The organism is Xanthomonas sp. BRIP62415, assembly GCF_003993515.1.
Classification (GTDB): domain Bacteria; phylum Pseudomonadota; class Gammaproteobacteria; order Xanthomonadales; family Xanthomonadaceae; genus Xanthomonas; species Xanthomonas euroxanthea.
This window is the reverse complement of sequence record NZ_QEZH01000006.1, coordinates 71727-97746: the sequence shown is the minus strand read 5'-3', so window position 1 is coordinate 97746 and position 26020 is coordinate 71727. Positions and strand designations below refer to the sequence as shown.

The 26020-nt window shown below is 63.0% G+C and carries 28 protein-coding genes, 2 tRNA genes and 1 pseudogene; 10 read left to right on the top strand and 21 right to left on the bottom strand.

The genetic code is table 11. The features are described 5' to 3' along the window. Positions 1-100 precede the first annotated feature (100 nt). The 3 genes from bfr to EO141_RS00725 form a co-directional block, all read right to left on the bottom strand. Complete coding sequence (bfr, locus tag EO141_RS00735; protein ID WP_005990707.1) at positions 101-571, bottom strand: bacterioferritin; 471 nt, start codon at positions 569-571, stop codon at positions 101-103. A gap of 344 nt (positions 572-915) precedes the next feature. Continuing rightward, the gene (locus EO141_RS00730) at positions 916-1125 is read right to left on the bottom strand and encodes a (2Fe-2S)-binding protein (RefSeq protein WP_024938191.1); all 210 of its coding nucleotides are present in this window, start codon (positions 1123-1125) and stop codon (positions 916-918) included. Positions 1126-1205: 80 nt separating this feature from the next. Beyond that, positions 1206-1823, bottom strand: a complete 618-nt coding sequence (locus tag EO141_RS00725) for an RNA pyrophosphohydrolase (protein ID WP_024938192.1) — start codon at positions 1821-1823, stop codon at positions 1206-1208. Positions 1824-1941: 118 nt separating this feature from the next. On the opposite strand from EO141_RS00725, the gene EO141_RS00720 reads away from it, so the two are divergent. Both EO141_RS00720 and EO141_RS00715 read left to right on the top strand, forming a co-directional pair. Further along, positions 1942-2018 (top strand) — tRNA-Met (locus EO141_RS00720). Between the two features lie 52 nt (positions 2019-2070). Beyond that, positions 2071-2144: transfer RNA gene (locus EO141_RS00715), tRNA-Gln, on the top strand. Between the two features lie 453 nt (positions 2145-2597). Here EO141_RS00715 and rpsI read toward each other — a convergent pair. Continuing rightward, positions 2598-2990 (bottom strand): 30S ribosomal protein S9, encoded by a 393-nt coding sequence (gene rpsI, locus EO141_RS00710; RefSeq protein ID WP_016902423.1) that lies wholly within the window; start codon positions 2988-2990, stop codon positions 2598-2600. A 2-nt stretch (positions 2991-2992) separates the two neighbouring features. After that, a complete protein-coding gene (gene rplM / locus EO141_RS00705; protein ID WP_016902424.1) occupies positions 2993-3421 on the bottom strand; it encodes a 50S ribosomal protein L13 in 429 nt (142 codons plus the stop codon). A gap of 181 nt (positions 3422-3602) precedes the next feature. On the opposite strand from rplM, the gene coq7 reads away from it, so the two are divergent. Then, positions 3603-4256, top strand: a complete 654-nt coding sequence (gene coq7, locus EO141_RS00700) for a 2-polyprenyl-3-methyl-6-methoxy-1,4-benzoquinone monooxygenase (protein WP_119129441.1) — start codon at positions 3603-3605, stop codon at positions 4254-4256. 281 nt (positions 4257-4537) lie between these two features. Here coq7 and EO141_RS00695 read toward each other — a convergent pair whose 3' ends face one another. Both EO141_RS00695 and speD read right to left on the bottom strand, forming a co-directional pair. Further along, positions 4538-4852, bottom strand: a complete 315-nt coding sequence (locus tag EO141_RS00695) for a multidrug efflux SMR transporter (protein ID WP_003483069.1) — start codon at positions 4850-4852, stop codon at positions 4538-4540. Between the two features lie 163 nt (positions 4853-5015). Beyond that, positions 5016-5810 carry an adenosylmethionine decarboxylase gene (gene speD, locus EO141_RS00690; RefSeq protein WP_005990692.1) on the bottom strand — a complete coding sequence of 265 codons (795 nt, stop codon included), beginning with the start codon at positions 5808-5810 and terminating at the stop codon, positions 5016-5018. Between the two features lie 137 nt (positions 5811-5947). Here speD and crp point away from each other — a divergent pair, with 137 nt between their 5' ends. After that, the gene (gene crp / locus EO141_RS00685) at positions 5948-6640 is read left to right on the top strand and encodes a cAMP-activated global transcriptional regulator CRP (RefSeq protein ID WP_024938194.1); all 693 of its coding nucleotides are present in this window, start codon (positions 5948-5950) and stop codon (positions 6638-6640) included. A 292-nt stretch (positions 6641-6932) separates the two neighbouring features. Here crp and EO141_RS00680 read toward each other — a convergent pair whose 3' ends face one another. From EO141_RS00680 to EO141_RS00660, 5 genes are all read right to left on the bottom strand, one after another. Beyond that, positions 6933-7649: a haloacid dehalogenase-like hydrolase gene (locus EO141_RS00680; protein ID WP_104583522.1), complete on the bottom strand. Its 717-nt coding sequence runs from the start codon at positions 7647-7649 to the stop codon at positions 6933-6935. Beyond that, a complete protein-coding gene (gene trpC, locus EO141_RS00675) occupies positions 7642-8439 on the bottom strand; it encodes an indole-3-glycerol phosphate synthase TrpC (RefSeq protein WP_104583521.1) in 798 nt (265 codons plus the stop codon). The genes EO141_RS00680 and trpC overlap by 8 nt, the downstream gene beginning before the upstream one ends. Positions 8440-8570: 131 nt before the next feature. Continuing rightward, complete coding sequence (trpD, locus tag EO141_RS00670) at positions 8571-9608, bottom strand: anthranilate phosphoribosyltransferase (protein ID WP_127168268.1); 1038 nt, start codon at positions 9606-9608, stop codon at positions 8571-8573. Between the two features lie 116 nt (positions 9609-9724). Next, positions 9725-10357 (bottom strand): flavin reductase family protein, encoded by a 633-nt coding sequence (locus tag EO141_RS00665; protein WP_127168267.1) that lies wholly within the window; start codon positions 10355-10357, stop codon positions 9725-9727. Between the two features lie 175 nt (positions 10358-10532). Next, complete coding sequence (locus EO141_RS00660) at positions 10533-11111, bottom strand: aminodeoxychorismate/anthranilate synthase component II (RefSeq protein WP_104583518.1); 579 nt, start codon at positions 11109-11111, stop codon at positions 10533-10535. Positions 11112-11308: 197 nt separating this feature from the next. Here EO141_RS00660 and EO141_RS00655 point away from each other — a divergent pair, with 197 nt between their 5' ends. Beyond that, positions 11309-11857, top strand: coding sequence for a hypothetical protein (locus EO141_RS00655; protein WP_127168266.1), 549 nt, complete (start codon positions 11309-11311; stop codon positions 11855-11857). A 27-nt stretch (positions 11858-11884) separates the two neighbouring features. Here EO141_RS00655 and EO141_RS00650 read toward each other — a convergent pair whose 3' ends face one another. Continuing rightward, a complete protein-coding gene (locus EO141_RS00650) occupies positions 11885-13024 on the bottom strand; it encodes a lipocalin family protein (protein ID WP_119129437.1) in 1140 nt (379 codons plus the stop codon). Positions 13025-13188: 164 nt separating this feature from the next. Between EO141_RS00650 and EO141_RS00645 the strand changes: the two genes are divergently transcribed. After that, positions 13189-13899, top strand: coding sequence for a TetR/AcrR family transcriptional regulator (locus EO141_RS00645; protein ID WP_164738990.1), 711 nt, complete (start codon positions 13189-13191; stop codon positions 13897-13899). 94 nt (positions 13900-13993) lie between these two features. On the opposite strand, the pseudogene EO141_RS21880 reads toward EO141_RS00645, so the two are convergent. The 5 genes and pseudogenes from EO141_RS21880 to EO141_RS00630 form a co-directional block, all read right to left on the bottom strand. Continuing rightward, positions 13994-14438 (bottom strand): annotated as a pseudogene (locus EO141_RS21880) (MarR family winged helix-turn-helix transcriptional regulator). 72 nt (positions 14439-14510) lie between these two features. Further along, positions 14511-14705 (bottom strand): hypothetical protein, encoded by a 195-nt coding sequence (locus EO141_RS00635; RefSeq protein WP_206514761.1) that lies wholly within the window; start codon positions 14703-14705, stop codon positions 14511-14513. Next, positions 14686-14952 (bottom strand): hypothetical protein, encoded by a 267-nt coding sequence (locus tag EO141_RS21295; RefSeq protein ID WP_164738980.1) that lies wholly within the window; start codon positions 14950-14952, stop codon positions 14686-14688. The genes EO141_RS00635 and EO141_RS21295 overlap by 20 nt, the downstream gene beginning before the upstream one ends. Before the next feature lie 141 nt (positions 14953-15093). Continuing rightward, complete coding sequence (locus EO141_RS21290) at positions 15094-15312, bottom strand: hypothetical protein (RefSeq protein WP_164738989.1); 219 nt, start codon at positions 15310-15312, stop codon at positions 15094-15096. Positions 15313-15450: 138 nt separating this feature from the next. Continuing rightward, the gene (locus EO141_RS00630) at positions 15451-15843 is read right to left on the bottom strand and encodes a hypothetical protein (protein ID WP_127168264.1); all 393 of its coding nucleotides are present in this window, start codon (positions 15841-15843) and stop codon (positions 15451-15453) included. A 218-nt stretch (positions 15844-16061) separates the two neighbouring features. Here EO141_RS00630 and EO141_RS00625 point away from each other — a divergent pair, with 218 nt between their 5' ends. After that, a complete protein-coding gene (locus EO141_RS00625; protein WP_241236595.1) occupies positions 16062-16916 on the top strand; it encodes a helix-turn-helix transcriptional regulator in 855 nt (284 codons plus the stop codon). 350 nt (positions 16917-17266) lie between these two features. Here the strand turns inward: EO141_RS00625 and EO141_RS21855 are convergent, their stop codons facing one another. After that, a complete protein-coding gene (locus EO141_RS21855) occupies positions 17267-19888 on the bottom strand; it encodes a methyl-accepting chemotaxis protein (RefSeq protein WP_127168263.1) in 2622 nt (873 codons plus the stop codon). Between the two features lie 157 nt (positions 19889-20045). Here EO141_RS21855 and EO141_RS00615 point away from each other — a divergent pair, with 157 nt between their 5' ends. After that, complete coding sequence (locus EO141_RS00615; protein WP_127168262.1) at positions 20046-21143, top strand: hypothetical protein; 1098 nt, start codon at positions 20046-20048, stop codon at positions 21141-21143. A 190-nt stretch (positions 21144-21333) separates the two neighbouring features. Here the strand turns inward: EO141_RS00615 and EO141_RS00610 are convergent, their stop codons facing one another. Further along, the gene (locus EO141_RS00610; protein ID WP_127168261.1) at positions 21334-21963 is read right to left on the bottom strand and encodes a TetR/AcrR family transcriptional regulator; all 630 of its coding nucleotides are present in this window, start codon (positions 21961-21963) and stop codon (positions 21334-21336) included. Between the two features lie 126 nt (positions 21964-22089). On the opposite strand from EO141_RS00610, the gene EO141_RS00605 reads away from it, so the two are divergent. Together EO141_RS00605 and EO141_RS00600 are read left to right on the top strand one after the other, a co-directional pair. Continuing rightward, positions 22090-22926 (top strand): universal stress protein, encoded by an 837-nt coding sequence (locus EO141_RS00605; protein ID WP_164738988.1) that lies wholly within the window; start codon positions 22090-22092, stop codon positions 22924-22926. A gap of 444 nt (positions 22927-23370) precedes the next feature. Continuing rightward, positions 23371-24762 carry an NAD(P)/FAD-dependent oxidoreductase gene (locus tag EO141_RS00600; RefSeq protein ID WP_241236594.1) on the top strand — a complete coding sequence of 464 codons (1392 nt, stop codon included), beginning with the start codon at positions 23371-23373 and terminating at the stop codon, positions 24760-24762. 158 nt (positions 24763-24920) lie between these two features. Here EO141_RS00600 and EO141_RS00595 read toward each other — a convergent pair whose 3' ends face one another. Next, positions 24921-26000, bottom strand: a complete 1080-nt coding sequence (locus EO141_RS00595; RefSeq protein ID WP_127168259.1) for an alcohol dehydrogenase catalytic domain-containing protein — start codon at positions 25998-26000, stop codon at positions 24921-24923. Positions 26001-26020: the final 20 nt, after the last annotated feature.

Sequence of the window (26020 nt, the reverse complement as noted above, 5' to 3'; positions counted from 1 at the left end):
AGGCCGAAGGCCCGACGGCAGAAAGAGCCAGGATGCAGTGAGCCGAAGCCACCCATCAACGCGCCGCCTGCCGGCAGCGCTGCAGCCCGGTCAGCGGCCCTCAGTCGTCCAGCTTGGTCAGCAGGTAGTTCGGCTCGCCGATGCGCGCCACCAGATCCAGCTGGGTTTCCAGCCAGTCGATGTGCTCTTCTTCCGACTCCAGGATGTCCACCAGCAGCTGGCGGCTCACGTAGTCGTTGACGGTCTCCGCATAGGCCACGGCCTCGCGCAGCACGGCAACCGCCTCACGCTCCAGCGCCAGATCGCAGCGGAACATCTCGGTGGGGTTCTCGCCGATGCGCAGCTTGCCCAGCGCCTGGAAATTGGGAAGTCCTTCGAGAAACAGGATGCGGTCGGACAGCTTGTCCGCATGCTTCATCTCGTCGATGGATTCCTTGTACTCATGCTCGGCCAGTTCCTTCAGGCCCCAGTTCTTCAGCATCTTGGCGTGCAGGAAGTACTGGTTGATCGCAGTGAGTTCGTTGTAGAGCACCTTGTTGAGGTACTCGATGACCTTGGTATCGCCCTTCATGCGATGTCTCCGAGACAGTGAGCCGGCCGCACTGTAGCGCGTTGCCGCGGCGCATGAAGGAACGCGAATCGTGATCAGTTGCGGGACGCTTGCCCGCTCCCGGCTGGATCGTCGTACGGCCTGTCGCGGGAGCGGAGCTCTATCGATCTGCGTCGAGCAGTCGCTGCGGACTGTGGAGGGAACCAGCGGCGGACTGACCGATGACCGCAACGGTTCCGGAGCGAGCGCATGGCCGGAGGCCAGCAAGGCGACCTGTCGACGCCAGTGGCGCGAGGAAAGCGTCAATGCGCCCACCAGCCCCGTCAACCTGTCATCGACGACGCGCGGACGCGCCGGAGGAATGCTCAGGCAGCGCTGGCAAGCCCCAGCATGGGCAACGGCAGCGCGCGGCTCGCATGGGCCTGGCTCAATACATCGCCCGCCATCTCCAGGCACGACCCACAGTTTGAACCACAGCCGGTGCGCATGGTCAGCTCGGCCAGGCTGGCGCAGCCATTCTCGGCCGCTTCGCGGATCTGGTGGTCGGTGACCCCATTACAGATGCAGACGTACACGGTATCGGTCGGGTGCTGGCGATCCGGAGAGGACCGGCACTGATTCCACCGCAAACGAGAATAGGTGTCAATTCCAAACGTTAATCATTATTAATCCGGACCGCACGAGGCCCGCCCCGCTTGCGTGGACGCTTGCGCGGGCTGTCGTGCCCGGCCGCGCTGCTGCCCGGCAACCAGGCCTCCAGCGCACGCTCGGGCATCACCCCGACCGCCGCCGAGCCGGCGATGGTCTGCGCCAGTGGAGCCAGATGACGCAGCGCGCGCGCATAGACCCCGCGCTTGAACATCACCACATGCTCGACCGGGTACCAGAAATCCACCCAGCGCCAGTGATCGAACTCGGGCGTGTCGGTGTGGTCGAGCTTGAGATGGGATTCGTGGCCGGTGAACTGCAGCAGGAACCACACCTGCTTCTGGCCAATGCAGACCTGGCGCTCATTGCGCCGTACTGCCCGGCTCGGCAGGCGATAGCGCAGCCATCCAGGGGTGGCACCGAGCAATTCGACATGCTCGGGCAACAACCCGGTTTCTTCGCGCAACTCGCGGTACATGGCTTCCACGGGTGTCTCGTCGGTATTCATGCCACCTTGCGGAAACTGCCAGCCGTCCCTGCGCACACGTCGTGCCCAGAACACCTGACCATCCTCTCGCATCAGCACGATGCCGACGTTTGGCCGGAAACCGTCCGGATCGATCACGATGCGGACTCCTGAAAATCTACTGTCACCGACTCTGCCACGGCGATGGCCGGCTCACAAGCTGAAAACGAAATGCTTGACAACACGCGAGCGCTTGGTAAGAATTGCCGGCTCCCTAGGCTATGTAGCTCAGCCGGTTAGAGCACAGCACTCATAATGCTGGGGTCGGTGGTTCGAGTCCACCCATAGCCACCAAGGTGTTCATGCGCTCACAGGCATGCAATAATCTTGGCCCAACACGTTTTATTGCCCCGTCGCCAAGCGGTAAGGCACCTGACTCTGACTCAGGCATCGGTGGTTCGAATCCATCCGGGGCAGCCAAACACAGAAGGTCCGATCTGACGATCGGGCCTTTTTTGTTGCCCGATGATCCGACCCGGCAGCCACCGGGAATGGTCCGCACCAACCACTGCCGCACCAAGGGCGCACAGGGATCGGCCGCAGGTGCCCCACCCTGCCGGAATGGGCGTGCTGCGTCGGCCAGGCAGACAGGCAGACAGGCACCACTGCCGGAACCTGGCCACCCCGCATGGCATCACCCCGGGCGGCCGTGCACAGACGCAGCGGCCGCCGCCAGGTTGTTGGCACGAGAAGAGGGCCATGCCGCCCCTGCGAAGCTGCCAGACCCGGCCCCGAAAGACCTGCCCTGCGACCCAGCACGCCCAGGCCACGAGCGCAGAGTCACGATGCGCACCCCCGAAACGACAAAAGCCCGGCATGGCCGGGCTTTTGAAGCGGGCGCCCCGGCGAACCGGACGCAGCAAACGCGATGGATCAGCGCTTGGAGAACTGGGTCGCGCGACGGGCCTTGTGCAGACCGACCTTCTTACGCTCGACTTCGCGGGCGTCACGGGTCATGAAGCCAGCCTTGCGCAGCTCGGACTTCAGGGTTTCGTCGTACTCGACCAGTGCACGGGCGATGCCCAGACGGATCGCACCGGCCTGACCGGTGGTGCCGCCGCCGGAGGCGGTGACCAGGATGTCGAAGCTTTCGGTGTTCTTGGTGAGTTCCAGCGGCTGACGCACGATCATGCGTGCAGTCTCACGGCCAAAGAACTCGTCCAGCGGACGGTCGTTGACGGTGATGTTGCCGGTACCCTTGCGCAGGAACACGCGAGCGGTGGAGGACTTGCGGCGGCCAGTGCCGTAGTTTTGCGTGATAGCCATGATTAGATATCCAGAACTTGCGGCTGCTGGGCGGCGTGCGGATGCTCGGCACCCGAATAGACCTTGAGCTTGCGGTACATGGTGCGGCCCAGTGGGCCCTTCGGCAGCATGCCCTTGACGGCGATTTCGATCACGCGCTCCGGGTGGCGCTCCAGCGCCTGCTCCAGGCTCTCGGTCTTCAGGTTACCGATGTAGCCGGTGAAGCGGTGATACTTCTTGTCTTTCAGCTTGTTGCCCGTGACCACGATCTTCTCGGCATTGATCACCACGAGGTAATCGCCGGTATCGACGTGCGGGGTATAAACCGGCTTGTGCTTGCCGCGCAGACGGCGGGCCAGTTCGGTGGACAGACGGCCGAGCGTCTTGCCGGCGGCGTCAACGAGATACCAGTCGCGCTGGACGGTCTCGGACTTGGCGGTGAACGTAGTCATGAGAAAACTCTTGAGTGGTCGGGCGGATTGCAGCGGCAATGGCCGCTGGAACTTTGCCACGCGTTGTGAAGGCGAAACAGAAGAGGCGGGATTGTACGGGACGATACAAGGCCACGCAAGTCGCCGGCCGGCCGGAGTGCTGGCGGTTGGCAGCGGCTCGGTCGGGGGCCAGAATCGGCGCATGACCCAGACCTCCTCTTTCCGACTGCATGGCCCGCTCGACCGGCTGCTGGTCGAAGCCCAGCGCGCGCTGGACACGGTATTCGGCAATCCGCCCGCCGAGCGGCCCAACCCGGCCGCCGACACCCCCGACGTCGCACTGGAACCGGACCAGCGTCGCCACGCCGCCGGCTTGATGCGGATCAACCACGTCGGCGAGGTCTGCGCGCAAGGCCTGTATTTCGGCCAGGCCGCGGTCGCCCGCGATGCCCACACCCAGCAGCATCTGCTGGAGGCGGCGCAGGAAGAAACCGACCATCTGGCCTGGTGTGCCGACCGCCTGCACGAGCTGGACAGCCGCCCCAGCCTGTTCAACCCGCTCTGGTATGCCGGCAGCTACGCGCTCGGCGCCCTGGCCGGCTTGCGCGGTGACGACTGGAGCCTGGGCTTCGTGGTCGAAACCGAGCGCCAGGTCGAAGCGCATCTGGACGAACACCTGGAAACCCTGCCGGAGATCGACCAGCGCAGCCGCGCGATCCTGCGCGTGATGAAGATCGACGAGGCACGCCACGCCGACCAGGCCGAACAGGCCGGCGCCCGCCTCCTCCCGCCGCCGATCCCCAGCGCCATGGCCCTGGCCTCCAGACTCATGAAAGCCGTGGCGTACCGGCTGTAACCGGCGGGATTGGGGATTGGGGATTGGGGATTGGCGGCTGGTGGCTGGTGGCGCCCAGCAGACCAACTGGAGCAGAGCCCCCTTTGTAAGGGGGCGCGCCGAAGGCGCGGGGATAGGATGCTACGGAGTGGGGCCCGAGGTTTGCGTAGCAAACCTTGGGGGGCAGGTCCACGCAGTGGGACTGACTACGCGTGGGGCCCGAGGTTTGCGCAGCAAACCTTGGGGGGCAGACCCACGCAGTGGGACTGACCACCGGGACTGACCACCGGGACTGACCACGCCTACCCCACCAACTTCAATCCGATCACCCCGGCCACGATCAGGCCGATGCAGGCCAGACGCGACCATGAGGCGCTGTCGCCGAACAGCGCGATGCCGGCGATGGTCACGCCCAGCGCGCCGATCCCGGTCCAGATCGCATAACCGGTGCCTACCGGGATGGTCTTCAGCGCCTGGGTCAGAAACCACAGGCTGATGCCTGCCAGACCGATGGTCAGCACCGTCGGCCACAGGCGGGTGAAGCCGTCGCTGTACTTCAGGCCCATGGCAAAACCGATTTCGAACAGGCCGGCCAGCAGCAGATAGATCCAGGGCATCGCAGTACTCCTCAGTTGAAAAACGCACAAAAAAAAAGCGGCCCAGTGCTTGCACACTGGGCCGCCGTCGGCTGTGGAACGCGAGGTCATCGCGTGGCGGGCCGTCCCGCCTTGGTTCTTTCGCGCGCCTGCAGGCAGCCGCGCAACAGCTCGCTCGCTGCGCTTACTCGCTCAGGTTGCGCCCGTGGAACAGTTCTTCGATTTCGCGCTTGAGCAGCGTTTCGATCTTCATGCGCTCTTTGAACGAGAGGTTCTTGGCGCGTTCCTCGAACAGGTACTGGTCCAGGTCGAAGTCCTTCAGGTGCATCTTGGTGTGGAAGATGTTTTCCTGATAGACGTTCACGTCGAACATCTCGTAGCGCGACTTCACGTTCTTGGCGAGGAAGTGCTGGATCGAGTTGATCTTGTGGTCGATGTAATGCTTCTTGCCCTTCACATCGCGGGTGAAGCCACGGACGCGGTAGTCCATGATCACGATGTCCGATTCCAGACTCTCGATCAGGTAGTTCAGCGCCTTCAGCGGCGAGATCACGCCACAGGTGGCCACGTCGATATCGGCACGGAACGTGGCGATACCCTCCTGCGGATGCGTCTCGGGGTATGTATGGACAGTGATATGACTCTTGTCCATATGAGCGACCACTGCATCGGAGATCAGCTCCTTGCCGGCCTGCTTCTTGTCGATGACGGGCTCTTCCGAGATCAGGATCGTGACCGATGCGCCCTGCGGATCGTAGTCCTGACGTGCGATATTGAGGATGTTGGCGCCAATGATCTCGGCAACATCGGTCAGGATCTGCGTCAGACGATCGGCGTCGTATTGCTCATCGATATATTCGATGTAGCGCTGACGCTCCTCTTCGGTACGCGCATAACAGACGTCGTAGATGTTGAAGCTCAACGCCTTGGTGAGGTTGTTGAACCCCTGTAGCCTCAGGCGAGGCAACGGCTTGACCACGTCGGTCTGTCCTTATGGAAGGCGGGAAAGGAAACAATTATGAGCCAAAGATCCCAGCAACGAAATGCCGACGTTAAGAATGGTTTACCTTGCATGACTCATGCCGTTAAGCTTCAGGAATTACACGCGGAACTACCATGAGCCCAGGAAACACGACGGTTGTGACTACGACGGTACGTAACGCTACCCCTTCTCTGGCGCTGGACGCGGGCACGATCGAGCGTTTCCTGGCGCACAGCCATCGCAGGCGCTATCCGACCCGGACCGATGTGTTCCGGCCAGGAGACCCGGCTGGCACCCTCTACTACGTGATCAGTGGCTCGGTGAGCATCATTGCCGAGGAAGATGACGATCGTGAGTTGGTGCTGGGCTACTTCGGTAGCGGCGAGTTCGTCGGCGAGATGGGGTTGTTCATCGAATCCGATACCCGCGAGGTGATCTTGCGCACCCGCACCCAGTGCGAGCTGGCCGAGATCAGCTACGAGCGGCTGCAGCAGCTGTTCCAGACCAGCCTGTCGCCGGATGCGCCGCGCATCCTGTATGCGATTGGCGTCCAGCTGTCCAAACGGTTGCTCGACACCACAAGGAAAGCCAGCCGCCTGGCGTTCCTGGACGTGACCGACCGCATCGTGCGCACCCTGCACGACCTGTCCAAGGAGCCGGAAGCGATGAGTCATCCGCAGGGCACCCAGCTGCGCGTATCGCGGCAGGAATTGGCACGGCTGGTGGGCTGTTCGCGTGAAATGGCCGGGCGCGTGCTCAAGAAGCTGCAGGCCGATGGCCTGCTGCATGCACGCGGCAAGACCGTCGTGCTCTACGGCACCCGCTAAACGGTTGTGGTCGCGGCTGGTGCAACACTGCACCAGCCGCAGCTTGAACCGCATGCCGCACGGTATGCGGACTGATGCAGTCAGGCGCGCTGCGCCGCCGCGTGCTGCGTGCGTGCCGTGCATTACTAGCTGCTTACCCTTCCCTGCTGCTTCGGCGGGCTTGGCTTGACCAGTAAATCTTGGTGAACAGCCACCGGATGCGCGCGAAGCAAGCCGTGCGTCTGCGCGGTAGCTGCCGAGTTCGAATACCTGCCGTGCCCGCCGGGCTGCGCGCCGCTACCGGCGCCAGGCGCTACAGCGCCTTGCCACCGCGATCGCGACATCCCCAGTTGAGGATCGGCGTGCCGGCCGGCAGCACCTGCCGGAACAGCGCTTCGCGATTGGCCTTCGGATTGACCACCACCGGCGCACGCGCGGCCTTCAACAGCGGCAGATCCGCGGTGCTGTCCGAATAGGCAATGGCAATGTCGGCATAGCCGCGTTCGCGCAGCATGCGCATCTTCTCTTCGTTGTGGCAGTGACGTCGCGCGGTGACTGCACCCAGGCGTGGGCCGACCAGGCTGCCGATCACCGGCACGTCCTGATGGGCGACAAAGCCGAGAATCGCGCGCGCCAGTTCCGGCGGCGCGCCGGTGGCCACCACCACACGGTCGCCGGCGGCGCGGTGGTCGGTGAACACCTTCAAGGCGTGCGGCAACAAGCGCTGCCGGATCTGCGCTTCATGCTTGAGCACGTACGCATCGATGAAGCGATTGAACTCGCGCGCGCGGTGCAGGCCGAAGGTGGCGATCCACACATAACCGGACACGCCGCGGCGGCGGGTCGGCAGCATCGCCACCATCGGGCCGAGGATCGGCGAGGCCAACAGCGCCACCAGCAGACGCAACGGGTTGCGCTTGATCAGCCAGGCGAACAGGTGGCTGCCGGAGTCACCGTCATACAGCGTGTGGTCGAAATCGAAGACCACCAGCGGTGCGTCGTCGCGCGGTACGGGATACGCCTCAGTCATGCGCGAAGAATAGCTGACGCAGCGACTCGCCGGGTTCGGGCGCGCGCATGAAGGTCTCGCCGACCAGAAACGCGTTCACGCCGTGGCCGCGCATCAACTGCACATCGGCCGGCGTCACGATGCCGCTTTCGGTCACCAGGATGCGGTCACGCGGCACGGCGGCGCGCATGTCCAGGGTGGTCTGCAGCGTCACCTCGAAGGTGCGCAGATTGCGGTTGTTGATGCCCACCAGCGGCACCGGCACCTGCACCGCGCGCTCGAGCTCGTCGATGTCATGCACTTCCACCAGCACGTCCAGGCCCAGCTGCATGGCCAGGCCGGAGAGCTCGGCCAGCTGCGCGTCCTCCAGTGCCGAGACGATCAGCAGGATGCAATCGGCGCCGAGCACGCGCGCTTCGTAGACCTGATAGGGGTCGACGGTGAAATCCTTGCGCAGCACCGGCAGCGTGCAGGCCTCTCGCGCCTGGCGCAGATAGGCATCGGCGCCCTGGAAGAAGTCCACATCGGTCAGCACCGACAGGCAACTGGCGCCGCCGAATTCGTAGCTCACCGCGATGTCGGCCGGGTGGAAGTCGGGGCGGATCACGCCCTTGGACGGACTGGCCTTCTTCACTTCGGCGATCACCGCCGGCTCGCCGGCGGCGATGCTGGCCTGCATGGCGGCGGCAAACCCGCGCGTGAGCGGCAGGTCGGCGCTGCGCGCGATCAGCTCGGCCAGCGGCACGCGCGCACTGCGCTCGGCGATTTCTTCGGCCTTGCGGGCAAGGATGGTGTTGAGGATGTCGCTCATCGTATCGGGTCCTGGCGGGCGGGCATTATCGGTCAAGACGGCCGCAACTGGCCGCGGCCACGCGCCGGCGCGCAGCATGCCAGCGGTGGCGTGAGGGTGCCGACGCGTGCCTGCCGGTGCAGTGGCAGGGGTCAGCGCTGCGCGGCAGTCTGCCGGGTGAAGGCAACATAGGCATCCAGTTTTGCACGCGCCGCGCCATCGGCCAGGACCGCACGCGCACGCACGACGCCGTCGGCGATGCTGTCGGACACGCCTGCCACGTAAAGGGCCGCACCGGCATTGAGGGCGACGATGTCCAGCGCCGGGCCGGGCACGTTGTCCAGCACCTGCAGCAGCATCGTGCGCGACTGCGCGGCATCGGCCACCTTGAGGTTGCGGCTGGCCGACATGGCGATGCCGAAATCCTCCGGATGCACCTCGTACTCGCGCACCTGGCCATCGCGCAGCTCGCCGACCAGGGTGCCGGCACCGAGCGAGAGTTCGTCCATGCCATCGCGTCCCCACACCACCAGCGCGCGCTCGGCACCGAGTTCCTGCAGCACGCGCGCCTGGATGCCGACCAGATCCGGATGGAACACGCCCATCAGGATGTTCGGCGAGCCGGCCGGGTTGGTCAGCGGGCCGAGGATGTTGAAGATGGTGCGCACGCCCATTTCGCGGCGCACCGGCGCCACCACCTTCATGGCCGGATGATGCACCGGCGCATACATGAAGCCGATACCGGTCTGCGCCAGCGAGGCGGCGACCTGCTCGGGCTGCAACTCGATCGCCGCGCCCAGTGCCTCCAGCGCGTCGGCACTGCCGGACTTGGACGAGACGCTGCGGTTGCCGTGCTTGGCGACCTTGGCGCCGCCGGCGGCAGCCACGAACATCGCGCAGGTGGAGATGTTGAAGGTATGCGAACCATCGCCACCGGTGCCGACGATGTCGACCATGTGCCGGCGATCATCCACTTCCACACGACGCGAGAACTCGCGCATCACCGTGGCTGCGCCGGCGATCTCGCCGATGGTTTCCTTCTTGACCCGCAACCCGGTGAGGATGGCCGCGACCATCATGTCCGAGACCTCGCCACGCATGATCTGGCGCATCAGCTCGACCATTTCGTCATGGAAGATTTCGCGGTGTTCGATGGTGCGCTGCAGGGCTTCTTGCGGGGTGATGGGCATGGACAAGGACCGTGGCAAAACGTGGGAAAGATGTGCGGCAGTGAGCGTGATCGATCAATCCTGGCGCTGCAGTCGCGCCCGGCGGCAACGCCACGCAGCACTGCGATGCGCAGCGCTCATTGGCCCGGACGCCGCATACGGAAGCGCGCCTGCGCCTGCACTTCGAAATAATCGGCGGCGCCGCCCGCACGCAGAATCGTCTGTACGGCAGCAGGATCGTAGATACCGTCCTGCAGCGCCGCGTGCGCCAGATGCACACCGACCACCTCGCCCAGGACCAGCCAGGTTTCGATGGCCTGCCCGCTTGCGCTCTGCAGCGGCAGCAGCTGGCTGAGCCGGCATTCGAAACTGACCGGGCTGGCCGCCACACGCGGGGCAGCGATCAGCCGCGACGGCGCCATTTCCAGGTCGGCCAATGCGAACTCGTCGACCTCCGCCGGCACCATCGCGGCGCTGGCATTCATCGCCTCGGCCAAGGGGCGCGTGGCCAGGTTCCATGTGAATTCGCCGGTGGCTTCGATGTTGCGCAGGCTGTCCTTGCGGCCGATGCTGGCAAAGCCGACGATCGGCGGCACGTAGTTGAACGCGTTGAAGAAGCTGTAAGGCGCCAGATTGGCGATGCCCCCGGCACTGCGCGAGCCGATCCAGCCGATCGGTCGCGGACCGACGATGGCATTGAACGGATCGTGTGGCAGTCCGTGGCCCTGGCTCGGTTCGTAGAAGTGGAAACTGTCGCTGGCGGTGCTCATCGGGATCCGGATGCAGGTGTGGAAGAAGCGAGGCGGGAAACCCGCTGCACGCTGGCGCGCAGCCGATTGCGGGCAGCGCGCGCATGGGTCGCCGATGCATCGATGGTGCCGAAGACTGCATCACGACTGACGCAGATTGCAGCGGCCCTTGCGACGCACGCGGTACGCATTGCGATCAACGCTGCAGGAAGTTCTTCAGCAGGGCGTGACCATGCTGGGTCAGGATCGACTCGGGATGGAACTGCACGCCTTCGACCGGGAACTGGCGATGACGCAGGCCCATGATCTCTTCGATCGAGCCATCCGGATGCTCGGTCCAGGCAGTGACTTCCAGCGCGTCGGGCAAGGTGGCCTTGTCTACCACCAGCGAGTGATAGCGGGTGGCCTCGTAGCTGTCCGGCAGGCCGGCGAACACGCCCTTGCCCTGGTGGCGGATCGGCGAGGTCTTGCCATGCATGATGTTGTCGGCGCGGATCACATCGCCGCCGTAGACCTGACCGATGCTTTGATGCCCAAGACACACGCCCAGGATCGGCGTGGTCTGACCCAGCTGCTCGATCAGCTGCAGCGAGATGCCGGCCTCGTTCGGGGTGCACGGGCCGGGCGAGATCACGATGCGCTCGGGCCTGAGCGCGGCGATCTGATCCACGCTCATCGCGTCGTTGCGCACCACCGTGACCTCGGCGCCCAGCGCCTGCAGGTACTGCACGAGGTTGTAGGTGAAGCTGTCGTAGTTATCGAGCATCAGCAACATAGTTGGCCTATCTATCTGTTTTAAAAGGGCCATGTGCCCGATGAGACTGCTGATACCCGCTCCGATACCCGCTTGTTTGGTTGATGCACCAGGTGCCGGGGTCGACAGGGACCACGCATGGCATATCTTCGCACGGGCTTGCCCTCGGCTTCCCGAACGGATCATTCCGCTGGCGAGTCCGGTGCACGGTGGCCCCGGTGGCGACCCGGCGCTGGAACGACGTCACCGTCAACAAGGGCGGTGCCAGGCAAGGTTGGACGCGGCAGATTCCCTATCGGCTGATGATCCGCTCAGCCGAGCATTGGACACCCGCCTGCGGCCCGGTCGATATCCGTCCACCAGCCTGCCGCCGTTCGCCAGGGCGCACAAAAAGCATGGAAGCGATCTTGAGGGTTGCGCAGCTTAAAGATGAGCCTCGGCAGGCCCGAAGCGCGCAGCAGATGCCGATGCGCCCAGGCTCGGGCAGGCTGGCGAAATGCCTGGTGTGCAGCTGCTCCGCTGCGCACCAGATGCTGCGCAGCATGCTGAACATGGGCCACCGGCGCGGCCCCAGCAGATCGCTCACGCTTATCGCCGATGCGTGCGAATCCAATTGGTGCGCAGTGACCCCAGCCGTGTCGATGTATGCGGGGGCCATGGTGCGCATCCAGGCCCAGTGGCCGCCGATGGATGCGGATGACCTGCACAGCCCGGAGAGCACCGGGCCGGCGCTAGCGCGTCCGTCGCTACCTAGCGCCATGCGGTAATCCTGCCATGGCGCTGGGCACCTGCGGTCAGGCCAAAGGCTCGAACGTTGGCCCCTGGCTGCTCTCGCTCGCGGTCAGGATGGTGCGACAGAACGAATTGACGGTCAGGTGTTCCTTCAGTTGCACCGAACGCCCGTCCGGTAGCCGGATCTGGCCGGTCATCGTCGACAGCAGATAACAATAGATGCGCGTGCCGCTGGCAACCGGCCAGTGGCTATATGCGCGGCCGTGCGCGGCAATGTGCACGTCGACCACCGTGTCACCGTTGGTCATCTTCAGCCGCCATTTGACGGGCAGGTTGATACCGGTGCGCGGGTCCTCCCACTTTTCCAGAACCTCGAACTCGATGTCTCCCTCACCGCTGGCGGCGTTGATGTTGACCTGCTTGTTGTCACCGTACTTGACGAAGCCCAGCTGCATTCCGTCCCGGGGCTGGAAGAAGTTGATCTTGACGTCATCCTGGATTGTGTACAGCCACCACATCCAGTTGGGCGCAGGTAGGTTCTTGATCGGATCGTTCGACTGACCGGTGATGATGTGCTCACGCACGCCATAGCCGTCGCTGAGTTCAAGCTGGTACGCCGGGGTTTTGATGGTGCCCTCCACACCAACGAACACGTCGTAACCCGCGCGGTCGTTCTCGCTCGCCTTATCGAAGGGACCCCAGTTCCAGAGCGGTGCGCCCTTCTGCGCATAGCGTAGGTCGAACTGCGCATCGCCTGCGTGGCCCTCCAACCGCCATTGAGGCGGCTGGGCGACAAAGCGCAAGCCATCGAAATCCCAGGTCACCGCATCTTCGCTCCTGGTCACCTTGAACTTGTCTCCCTTGAGCCGTTCGCTTGGCGTCCAGCCCACGCGCACGAAATCGTTGTCGGACATCGACCCGCGCTGGGACTTGGGGACCACGATCAACTGGATTTCACGCTCGGCAGAGGCGCCTTCGCCCCATAGGCCCTTGCCGTTGCCGAACAGCGCATAGCCGGCGGCCCAGAGCAGTACGTCGTACTCGCCGGCCTCGGCGACCACTCCCAGTGCAGTCTCTTCCCAGATATCCGTTTGGCTGGACGGAAGCGCCAGCGCCTCGAAGTGGGTCGCCTCATCTGCGAGCGTGACCGGTGCCTCCGAGTGCTTGATCGCGTTGTATTTGGCGCTGTAGTCGTCGCTCATGAATAGCGTTCTCCATGTTCCAGTCGATGGTGGATTGCCCAGGCGCGTGGCGAAGGCCTGCAGCCGAGCCGCAATGCCTGCCTCAAAAAACTATACCACGCAGTTTCGTTTTTTCAGCTGGCGCGAAACCGGCACAATGGGAAGCCCCTTCGTTCAGTCCGTCCATGTCCAATTCCCATCTTCGCCCCGACAAGCTCATCCCACCGCGCGCCAGTCAAGGTGGCCGCCCCACACGCGACGTGGCGGCCAGGATGAACGGACACATTCTGGAGGTCGCACTGGCACAGTTAGTCGAGCATGGAGAGGAGCACGTGACCATGGACGGCATAGCGCTTGCCGCCCAGGCCTCCAAACGGACGCTGTACGCCCGCTTCGGGTCGCGCGACGCTCTCGTGGTGGCGGCGATCGAGCACGGTGCGGCACGCTTGCTGCAGCCGATTGCCTTGTCGGTTCCAGATGGACTGTTGAAGGACCGGCTGCTGTATGTGGCGCAGCGCATGCTTGATGCCTCACTCAGCGCCGAGGTCGTGGCCATGGAAGCGCTGGTGGCAAGAATTTCCGAGCGCAGACCAGGGCTCCATTCGCAACTTGCTGCCTGGCTTCATCGCACCCCGGCGTTGCTGATCCAGTCGCTGCTGGAGCAGGCGGCCTCCAAGGGCCAGCCCATCACCCCGCTTGCTGCGGAGATGGCGCCGTTCATCTACGACGCGCTGGTTGCTCACCCGAGACGCCTGGTCCTGATTGGGACGCTACCCAGCGCAAGGCCTGCTGCCATTCGCAAATACCTGGGAAAGGTGCTCGACATCATCCTGCATGGCGTCTTGGAAAGGCCTTCGCAACCAGATACCCGCGCCGTACGCGCAAGCGATGCGTGAGCAACCGGCAGCGCCGCAGGTCGTTTCTTCAACGGGGTTGACGATTCGGCGAAAACACAACTTTGCAGTCGGGAGCAAGCCGCCGCATCCCGACTCACTCGCTTGCGGGATGCCCCAACGCTTCCAGCGTATGACGAAGGTTGTCCAAGCCCGCTTCGTCCAGCTGGCAAGCGGCTCTGATCTGGCCGTTAACGGCGCGGACCTTGGCTCCGATGGCATGGCTCGCATCAGTCAAGTCGACAAACACGCGGCGCTCGTCGGTCACATCGCGCGTGCGGGTCACCATGTCCGCAGCCTGCAGCCGCTTGAGCAGCGGGGGTCATCGTTCCGGTATCCATTCCAAGACGCGTACACAACTCGCCCACGGTGCGCGGCGAGCTGTGCAGCAGCTCGAGAATCACCAGGTACTGAGGGAAAGTCAGCCCCAGCGGATCCAGGAACTGCTTGTGCAGCCGCATGACCAGGTTGGCTGCTCCATACAGGGCAAACGATAATTGGGCACCTACCCCGTCGCTGTCACGCACTGGCGCATTCCTGATTTGGTGAACGTGGCCTCAAGATGCCACGCTCAGACTGCCCTGACAAAGCAACGCCCACGGAAATCCCACGCTTCAGTCGAGATCGAACCGGGGATGTGGAGAACCGTAATACTCGCGTAGCGATTTCGGGTCGAAGCCAGGAAGATCCGACACGCCGTAACGCTTGCCCAATTCGGCTCCGATCAGCGTCTTGCCTGCCAGCTTGATCATCTCCGGATCGCCCCAGACGGCCGCAATGACACGCCCCTCATAGCGCGGACTTTCCATGCACATGCCCTCGAAGACCTCGATCTTGTCCGCCTTCTTTGAATGACATGTCCGCTTCTGTAGCGCCCTGCAACTTCGGATAGCTTGATCGCTCGACATAAGCAATGACCGCCTTCTTATGGAGATCAAAACTAGCTGATGAACTTCCTGCTAAGAACCGCACGATGAGAGGGCACACGGCAAAATCAAGAAGAGGGCTACCGACAGCTTCACGGACGAAGACCCTGATAATGGGCTGCTTGCTCACCCTTCGCAGAAGGTTGGATGGTTGATTGCCCAACTGCGACGTCGAAACGCTGCCTAAAGGCCGTCGGCCCCGCCTGAGGGATCATGGCTGCGCGGAGCTGTGCTCGCCGTAGCCGCCTGCAAGCGACGGCAGACTCATTCGCTAACCCGCACTGGTTTCAGGCCACAAACCGTTCCACCCATCACAGACCGACCGGCCGTGCGGTGGACAGCGCGCGCTATCGCAGTCGGCCGCAATCGCATCCGCCTTGCTCGGGCGATCTACCTGCATCCCAATAGAAAGCGCCAATGCCGGAACAAGTGTCACCAATGCCAGGTAGGGCGTTTCAGCCGCATGAGCTGGCGAAAAAAGAGAGGTCATCTCGTGACTCCAGAACACCAAAACATGCCACGCGGCTGAGAGGGCTAGTAACGCGCTGCGCCGATAAACGCCAGACTTGGACGTAAAAGACTTCCACAAAGCAAGCCGATCCTGCAAAGGAGAATGCTCACAATGTCTCTAAGGATCGCCTGGCAACAATGTACGCGCCAGGGTCAGCGCTTCATCCTTGGTGGCGACCATGAGCATGGGATAGCCCCAGAACTTCTCATACATCGACGCGAACGCCCTGGAAGCTAGTCGCTTGGCGCTACTTTTCTCAACATAGATAGCCGCCTTGACATAGGTGCGGAGCTCATTCTTGTGACGCTTCATCCATAGCGACATCTGCTTCTTTTCTTCTGGTGAATGTGGATGTTCACCGCCATCAAGCCCATCCTCATTGATCAGAAGAAAGACTTCCTTGCGTGCGAGCAGCGCCTCAAATGCGACGAAAGGAGAGATCGCAGAACCTGCGGCTGACATACTTTTTCTCATCCAGGTTATTGGAAACTGCGAAGCATCGATTTGCATGCAAATATTCCTTCGAAAATAGATGGATCATCATTGGCGGCGTCGGCTCGGCTCGCCAAAAGAAAGCGACATCTCTTGCATCGGACAGCAAAGCTTTAACAAGCCAAAAATGATGGAATACACAATAGCTGGGGAGATACCTAGACGTCATTGCGCAATCTAGCCATACTATTTCTCGATTAGGCCAATGCCCCTCCTTGATCCGTGGGTTGACACGCATGATGTCGAACATCGCCCTCGCCGGCCTGGCTGTGACCGGGGATGTTGATGATGTCCCCCGCCCTGTCGTCTCACTGAGTACCACATCGGTCACCGAGGACTGGGAACATGCCACGCACCGTCACCGCAAGGCACAACTGATTTACTCGGTCCGCGGAGTTCTGAACTGCGAAATCGAAGATGGCGTCTGGATCGTGCCGCCACAATGCGCTGTATGGATCCCGGGAGACTTGCCACATGCGGCACGTGGCTCGGGGGAAACGGAATGCTATTGCCTGTTTGTGGAACCGAATGCCGCACCGGATCTTCCCAGACGTTGTTGTACGATCTCGGTGTCGCCCTTGCTGCGGGAGCTGCTTCTGAAAGCGGCTGGCTTCCCCGCGTTGTATGCGTTTGGGAGCCGGGAAGACAGGCTCATTGCCACGTTGCTGGATGAATTAGCGGCGGCTCCTGTGGAGGATCTGCACCTGCCAATGCCACGCGATCCGCGATTACGTCGCCTCGCGGACATGCTGTTGGCCAACCCCACAGACAAGACCGCAAAAAGCGATTGGGCTACCCGAATTGGCATGAGTGAGCGAAGTGTCAGCCGTCTCCTGCTGCAGGAAGTAGGAATGAGCTTTGGACGCTGGCGTCGGCAGCTGCATGTGATCCTTGCGCTTCAGCGCCTGACCCAGGGTGAAAGCGTGCAGACCGTGGCGTTGGAGCTGGGGTACGAAAACGCCAGCGGGTTCGTCACCATGTTCCGCAAGGCGGTTGGTAAGCCTCCCGCTCGATATCTCTCTGATAGAACGAGCCGCGATGAGCCTGCCGCTGTGCCCGGTATCATGCTCCCCGGGCAAATTTTGTCCTGAGTGGGTCGGCAACATTCCAACGCGCAAGTTGGTCCGAATCGAACAATGCAGGGATAGGGATTGGTCGGCATGCTGCAGTTCGGTCGGCGACCCAAATCCGCAGCTTGTTATGCAATCCGGACGTGATGCCCACGTTCCAGGCAGGCATTGACTGCCAGCAGGTCAGCTGCCCGGCAGGTACCTGGGTGTGGCGACGGCGCAAGCGCACAAGGCCCGGACGATGCCGGGCCTTGTGCGACGTATCAACGAACACTGGACGGTCGGCTGCCTTGTACTGGCTGCGATGTTCTGGCGGCCGCCACTGCTGCAGCACCTGAAACATCTTCCAGGCGGTGTCCAGACCACCAACGCTAGAATTGTTGCCACCTACCGTCACTGGTCGACGTGCTCTTCACCAGCCGAGGCTTTGCTGCACCGACCTTCCCGCTCTTATTTGCAAGGTGCTGGGCCACCGGAGCGGGCGTACGTTGCCGGGCAGCAATGACGGCGCTCCCTTCAATCTTGAACACGGCAACCGCATCGGTGAGCTGCACCGCCTGATCTTCGAGCGAGCGTGCAGCCGCCGTGGCTTCTTCCACCAGCGCTGCGTTTTGCTGAGTCGCCTCATCCATCTGGGTGACGGTCTGGTTGACCTGTTCGATGCCGGCCGATTGTTCCTGCGAGGCGGCGGAAATCTCGCCCATGATGTCGGTCACGCGCTGTACGCTCGCAACCACTTCACTCATGGTCTTGCCGGCGTTGTGCACCAGAATGGAGCCTTCGCCGACGCGCTGCACCGAGTCGTCGATGAGATGCTTGATCTCCCTGGCCGCGCCGGAGGAGCGCTGTGCGAGGGTACGCACCTCGGAGGCGACAACCGCAAAGCCACGGCCTTGTTCGCCCGCGCGTGCCGCCTCCACTGCAGCATTCAATGCCAGGATGTTGGTCTGGAATGCTATTCCGTCGATGACAGAGATGATGTCGGCAATCTTTCTGGAAGAAGCCTCGATACCGCTCATCGTCTCGACCACCTGGTTCACGACCTGCCCCCCCTGGGCAGCGACGCTGGCGGCGCCGATAGCGAGCTGGTTCGCCTGGCGCGCGCCCTCGGCATTCTGCCTGACGGTGGACGTCAGCTCCTCCATCGATGCAGCTGTCTCTTCAAGGTTGGCGGCCTGCTGCTCGGTTCGTTGCGACAGATCCTGATTGCCCGCAGCGATTTCGCTGGCGGCGCCCTTGATGGAAACCGCCGAGGTCTGGATGCTGCTCACAATCATCGCCAACTGGCTGGCAGTGGCATTGGCATCGTCGCGCATTTGAGCAAAGACGCCGCGGAAGTCGCCGGTCATCCGCGCGGTAAGATCGCCGGCGGCAATCGACTGCAGCAGGCGGGAGAGTTCCGCAAGGTTGACATCGGTGGTCTGCATCAGATTGTTCAGCCCCTCCACCATGCCGCGGAAATCGTGATCGAACGCAGCGGCATCGCCTCGCGTCGAGAAGTCTCCGGACTCGGCAGCCTGCGCCAACGCGAGAATCTGGCGGTTGATCGCCTGGAGATTGCGCTTGGTCGCTGCCATCGCGTCGCTCAGCGCCGCCTTCTCACCCGGCAGTTGCGGCATATCCGCCTGCATGTCTCCTACGGCGTAACGCGACATGACCGCGACGAGTTGCCGCTGGACCTGTACATGCGCATCCACCAGGTCGTTGGTGCCAGCCACCATCCGGCCGTACTCGCCTGGAAAGCGCTCTGCATTCATGCGGTAGCTCATCTCTCCGGCATCATGCCGCATCGCCATGTCGTCCTGGGCCTCGATGACCGCGCGTAGCTGCGCCTGCATCGTGCCCATCGACAGCAACAGCTGGCCCATCTCATCCTGACGACGGGGTGCGATCCGGCTATTGAGTTCGCCGGACGATACTGCGGCAGATACACGCACCGCCTCAGCCAGGGGCGCCAACACCTGGCGGCGCAACAAGACATAGAGTGCGGCGCTGAGCAAGGCAGCCGAGAGCAGGCCCACGACGATGATCACCCAAAGCAAGGAGCGGGCCTGCGCCATGACGTGGTGCTTGGGAACCATGATGCCGAGCGCAAAGACCTCTGGCGCATCTCCCAGACGCAACGGCACGAACACCCGCAGCCAATCAGCTCCAGCCAGCTGTGTCTCGTCACTACTCACTTTCCCCGAGCGCACCTGAGCGAGCATGGCTTGCGTATGAGCATCGGTCATCTTCTTGCCGACCTGCTTTGTGTCGGCGCTCGCCATCACCGCGCCAGTCGGCGACAGCAGGATCGCCTGCCCGACGTCCAGCGGGCGAAGCCTCGCAACCCGTTTCTGCAACGCATCCAGGGAGATGGTGATGTTGACCGTGCCGAGGAAATGGCCATCCTCCATGATCGGCGTGCTCAAGGTGGTCATGAGTGTGTCCACGCCGGCCACCGGATAGTAATACGGCTCAAGTACCACCGGCGCATGGCTCTTGCGGGCGGCCAGGTACCAGTCCCCTTCTCCCGGCTTGTCATAGCTATGCAAGGCCTCCCGCACCAACGCGTCCTTCTGGTACGACCAATACACCATGAAGCGTCCGGTCGCGTCATGAAATGGCGCGTTGATATTGGCAGAGTCGCGGCCATCGAACGCCTCGGGCTCCCAGAGCGTGCTGATGCCCAGCCAGTTCTTTTGCAGTCGCAATTGCTCGCGCAACACCGACGCGGCCGACGCGCGGCTCACGCCATCGGCCTTGCGCTCGATGCGGAACGTATTGGCCAGGGTCGCGCCCGTGTTGAAGGCGGACCCAACGTCCGATGAGATTTCGCTGGCCTCATGACGCGCCACTTCGCGCAGCATCTCCCGGGATGACCCGAGTAACGCCTCGCTACTGCGCCAATAGCTGATAGCGGCCGTCAAGCCGAAGCACAGCAACGCCAAGATCCCCGTTCCAATCATCAAGCGACTGGCCACACTGTTGCGACGAATCAACCGCCTGCTCATCGATGCTCCCGAAATGAAGTTGGCGCGCCGCGCTCGGGCACCTCTGCTCCGCTGGATATCGACATGCAACACCCGAACTTGAGCGCCACGCGGTCCTCAGGCCGCAGCGCTTACGGCCGATATAGGACTGCCCAACAATGTCCGCCACACACACCCGATGAAACGACTATCCAAGCTATTGCTATTGCTTGCGCCTATCGCAGCATCCAGCAATGCGGCCGCCCAGGATGCAGCGGCTAACGAAACCTATGCCAAGCTCGGGGGCGCTGTGCGCTTCAACTACGGGTGGCTGGACTACGCGCCGTCCCAACCGCTGGACCTAGAATTGCTCAGGGTGGATCTGAACGCAGGCACCGGACCGGTCTTCGTGTCGATCCAGCATCGCTGGTACGACGGGTTCGATGCCGTGCACCACGCATTTGTCGGCTGGAACGTGAGCGACCGTATCACCGTCAAGGCGGGAATCCAGCAAGTGCCATTCGGCTTGCTACCGACCGCCTCGAACAGCTTCTGGTTCGGATCGGGTTATTACCTCGGCATTGAGGATGACTATGATCCGGGTGTTGTTGTGACACGGACAGACGAAAGCAATACGCTGCACATCGGATGGTTCCTGGGCGATGAATATGGAGACGGCGCCCGTTACGATCGCTACTCGTTCGACGTCGCTGATACAGATGCGCATCCATATCGCGAACGCCATCGCATCAATCTGCGCTATGAACATCGCTATGCGATGACCCATGGAACCGCAGCCCTCGGTGTATCGGCGTTCTACGGCCACATCCTGAACAACACGGACCGCAATCGTCACGGATATGGAAGTGCAGCAGTCCATGCGCAATGGACCGCCGGCCGCTGGACTACCCAGCTGCAGTGGGCGCGTTACCGTTATGACGTGCCTGGAGACCGGATCGCGATGTCGGCCTTCCTGTTCCCGTTCGAGATCGCCGCCGAAGCCGACGTGCCCACCGCGAACATTGCCTATTCCTTCGGCAAGACAGGGTGGCTCGAAGACGTCACTTGCTACAACAATCTCAGCAAGACGATGCCCTACGGTGGTGGACCTGGCGTGCGCTCGTCCGTGCAGAACGTCACCGGCTGCAGTGTAAAGAAGGGGGCGATGCTGACCTATCTGGACTGGATTGCGGGCAAGAACATGTGGTTTGCAGGTGGAAACGGCATAGGGATCGATGATGGCGAGCGGTCGCGCTGGCACTCGCGCTTCAACCTCAATATCGGCTTCTATTTCTGACGGCGCATTCGCGGCCCCTCGACCTGCCTGCGTACGCCTCCCGTGGCGCCTTTTCCCGTTGCATGGCAAAGCAACAGGCCGAGGCGTTGACGATGCATAGACGACATGGAAGGGCGTGACACCAGGCCGTTGTCGTAGCTACAGCGCGCCAGAGCGCCGCCCACATCTGATCCGCTGGACTCACTCGCCCCTACGTTGGGGCATGCGCAGGCTCCAGCAGTGCGTTGATAAGCTGCTTCACGAATTTGGCAATCGCCTGCCTATCGGCCTGCTGACCGGTTGCCGCACGCACCATGAAGCCATTGAAGGCTGCCGTGATCATCATCATCGCAGTCGTCAGCTGCGTGCGATCCATTCCCGGCGGAAGGCCGCATCGTTCCGCCGCATCGATGAATTGCTTCAGGACGATGGCGTCGGACTGGGCGAGGATGCGATGGATAGCCGTGTTGCGCGCTCCTTCGGCTGCAAGTTCGAGACGCAGCTGCACGTGCTCCGGCTCAAGCACCTTGGCCAGGGATGCATCGACCAGGCGCGTGAGTCGCTCTGCGACCGACCCGCCCAGGGGGTCGAGCTCCACCTCGCGGGCCAGTTGTGCCATGTCGTGCTCCTCTCGCCTGGCGATGGCTTCGACGATGGAGTCCTTGTTGGCGAAGTAGTGGTAGATGTGCCCGGGGCTCATGCCGGCTTCGCTGCAGATCCGCGCAATGCTGGTGCCATGAAAGCCATGCCGACGAAAGCAGATGGCGGCGGCATCAAGCACCTGCTGGCGACGCATCTCTCCCTTTTGAGCATCCAGGGGGTCGGAGACAACTGACATCATCGAGGGGGACTCTCAAAGCTTGGCGAGACTATGTCGCTGGCTCGATTGTAGTACGATGCAAAGAATAGAATGATCGTTCTAAATGCACAGGCGCAGTCTGCCACGGCGCACGTACAAAGGGCCTGCTTGTCTACCTTGAAGAACATCGCGGTGCTGTTCGATGCCAGCGTGCAGGGGCTGCACGTGCTGGAGACCGCTGCGCGGATGGCAGGTCGGCAGGCAAGCCACCTGATCGGGATAACCGCGATGGATCGGGCTCCACGCCCCGTGCACGATCGCCACGCGATCAACGGTGCGGTGGCCGAGGTGCTGGCTCACAGCCAAGCGACCATTGCCTCACGTCTGCTTGCCTTGGGCCAGCGCCTGAGCAGCGCCGTGCAGCGGCATGCCAACAGTGGCGAGCTTCGCATCATCTCCTTCGCCGAGTCGAGCAGCGAATCCTCCCTGCATGCCCTGGGCTGCGATCTTCTGATCTTGTCCAGCCCTGCGCTTTCGGGCAGCCCGCGGAGCTGGGCGACACAGTCGATCCTTTTTGAGTCAGGGCTGTCGCTGCTGGTGGTCCCATGGACATGGGCGGATAAGCCCGTCGCGACAAGGATCCTTGTCGTATGGAACGGCAGTCGGCAATCAGGACGTGCGATTACCAATGCACTGCCTCTGCTTGCGGCCGCAGACGTGGTCAAGATTGTCGTGGTCGACCCGGAGAAGGCGTCCGAACGCCACGGTCATCCGCCCGGCGTGGATATGGTCGCGTTTCTGGCGGAGCATCGGGTTGCCGTCGACGTCGCCGCCATCTCCTCCGGTGGCAGGTCCGTTGCTGAAACCATTCAGGCCTATGCAGCCTCGATCGACGCCGACATGCTGGTGATCGGCGCCCACGCCCACATCGCCGAGGGACCGGCCGAGGAAGTGACGAAGACCCTGCTCTCGGCTGTTGCCCTGCCGATGTTCGTGTCGCACTAGGACCAGCACGTGACCCGGATTCGCTATCTCATGCGTACCCGTCCTGCTCCATGACACCGCGCGCGCGACGGCATCAATTTCCTGCGCTGGGCCAAGCCACTGGCCACGGCCGAACGTTGCTTCCCAGACAGCCGGCCCATCCAGTACCACCGGTAAGCGACATCTGCCCGACGGCCTGGACAAACGGTCGCACGCAGCACCGCAGCGGTTCGGTGGGTGGCTCAACGGTTCCATGCCGAAGGCGCGCAGAGGATGTGCGCGAGCATGACCGCCCGGCACGCCAGTGCTGCAGCCGCATCAGCAACGCACCTCTCCGGATCCGCATTAGTGGTGTCGAGGGTTTCACACCCGGCCGCCTGGCTCGAGACGTCTGGGCCTGCCTGTGCCGGTCCGCAGCCGCCGCCCCGCACGTGTGGTGAATTCCACCAACCAAAGGACAATGCATTGACTCAGAGCAACCCACTGGAGCAGGCCCCCGGGCCGGACAATCCGGCGATGAAAGCACCAGCGCCTGGCGCCCCGGGCAGGTCAACATCTGTCCAGGGCAGACCGCATCTGGTCGTTGTCGGCGGCGGCGTGGCCGGGCTGGAGGTGGCCACGCGGCTGGCCAGGAAGTGGCAACGAAAGAACAATGCTCCCCGCATTACGCTGGTGGATCACGACAGTGCACATGTCTGGAAACCCATGCTGCACACGATTGCCGCGGGCACCCGCGATATCTCGCAGCAACAAACCCCCTACGTGGCACAGGCGCATAACGCGGGGTTTGTCTACCAGCCAGGTGCGTTGCGCGGATTGGACCGTGCGGCTCGCACGATTTCCATTGCGCCGCTGTTGGCCTCCGACGGCCGGGAGCTGATTCCGGCGCGCACGCTTGCCTACGATCGACTGGTGCTGGCGGTGGGAAGCCGTGCCAATGACTTCGGAACGCCCGGCGTCGCCGAGCATTGCTTCATGATCGACTCGCGTCCTCAGGCCGTGCACTTCAATGCCGAGGTCCGCGTCCGCCTCTTTCAGGCACTCGCATCCAGGCACGATGTCACCATCGCGATCGTGGGAGGTGGCGCGACCGGCGTGGAACTCGCTGCCGAACTGGTTCAACTCGTGCAGACCTCGGTGGCATATGGCGCAGACGAGCTCGAAAGTCGCGTCAGCGTATTGCTGATCCAAAGCGGCGAACGGCTATTGCCTGCGCTGCCGGCAGATGTGGCAGCTGCCGTGCAACAACGCCTGGAGTCGCTGGGAGTGACCGTCAAGCTGCATGCCACCGTGACCTCGGTCGATGCAGCGGGCTTGATGCTGGACGATGGAAGCCACATCCCTGCCTCCCCGGTGGTCTGGGCTGCCGGCGTGATGGCGCCGGCGTTCCTGAAGCAACTGGACGGCCTCGAGACGACGCGGTCCAATCAGTTGGTCGTGAACGCTGGCCTGCAGACGACGCGTGACCCGGCCATCTTTGCGCTGGGCGATTGTTCCAGCCTGCTCATGGAAGGTGCCGAGCGCCCCTTGCCACCGACTGCTCAGGTGGCTCACCAGCAGGCCGACCACTTCGTCCGCCACATCGACGCCATCATGACGCAGGGCGCTGCCCTGCCGGCCTTTCGTTATCGGGACATGGGGTCGCTGGTGTCGTTGGGCGACTACGATGCCTACGGTTCGTTGGGAAAGGCCGGGCTCTTCAAGGGAGTCACGATTCGTGGCCGCATCGCCCAGCTTGGCCACGTACTGCTCTACCGGGAGCATCAATCGCGGCTGCACGGGTTCTGGAAAGGAAGCCTGATGTGGTTCGTGGACGTGCTCAACTCCCGTCTGCACCCGAGAATTCGGCTCGACTGATCCGCGCTGGCCCGGGCGGCATTCCGGCATTGATCGGTCTGCCGCCTGGACTCCATCCACGATGTGCGCAACGTCGGTTGCGCTGTGCCGACAGAGAAGTCACCCCGGCAATCCACATGAGGTAGCCATCTCTTGCCATACCTGGGGCGATGGCGACTTCAACCTTGCGCGTTGGCCAACCTTTCCGCGCCGCCGTCGTTCATGACCAGCACCGCGCGACCGCGTACCCTGCCCGCCTCCAGTTCGTCGAGCGCATCGAGCGCCCGCGCGAAATCGTAGCGTTGGATCACCGGGCTGATGCGCCCGGATCGGGCCAGGTCGACGATCTGGTGCAGGTCGTCATAGGTGCCGCTGTAGGGCCTGACCAGCGACGCGCCCCAAGGAAGGATCGTCGAGGTCTGCGCGGTTTCGAACGGCAGGACCCCGCAGCCGAGCCCCGGCACACGTATGGCGCCATACCGGGCGATGACACCACTTGCCAGGCGCAAGGTTGCGTCGTTGCCCACGAAATCCAGTACGACGTCGGCACCGTAGCCGGAAGTGAAGGCGAGGATCTGCTCGGCGACGTCTTCTGCGTCTGACTTCAACGCAAGGTCGACATGGTCGCGTACGGCGTCCAGTGCGCCGGCATTTACATCGAGCGCAACGATCCGCGTGGCCGTCAGGGCACGCAGCATCTGGATGGCCAGGTGGCCAAGGCCGCCCAGACCGATGACCACCGCCGTCGAGCCTGGACGCAGCTGCTCTTCGACGGCCCGGATGGAGTGATAGGGAACAAGCGCCGCATCTGGAAGGATCGCCGCGACTGCCGGGTCTATGCCGTCTGCGCGCACCAGCGCCGATGCGGGCACGGCGACGTAGTCCGCCATGCCGCCCGCAACCGTGACACCGGGCGTGGGCGGCGATTGCAGCCTTCCACCCGTCTGGCGACACGCGTTCTGCCGTCCCGCGACGCATTCGCGACAGGCGCCGCATGACCAGCAGGGATAGACGATGACGTCCTCCCCGACGTGCCAACCGTGTACTCCCGCACCCAACCGCTCGATACGGCCGGCGATCTCGTGGCCCAGCACAAGGCCTGGCGGATAGGCGTCGCTCTGCTCATGCCGGATGCTGACGTCGGTATGACAAACCCCGGCCGCAGTGACGCGCAGCAGTACCTCGTGCGAGCGGGGTTCGGGGACGGGAAGCTCGGCGATGACGAGTTTGGTCGGCTGGACAAGCTGGACGGCTTTCATGGGGGTCTTCTCTTGCAGAG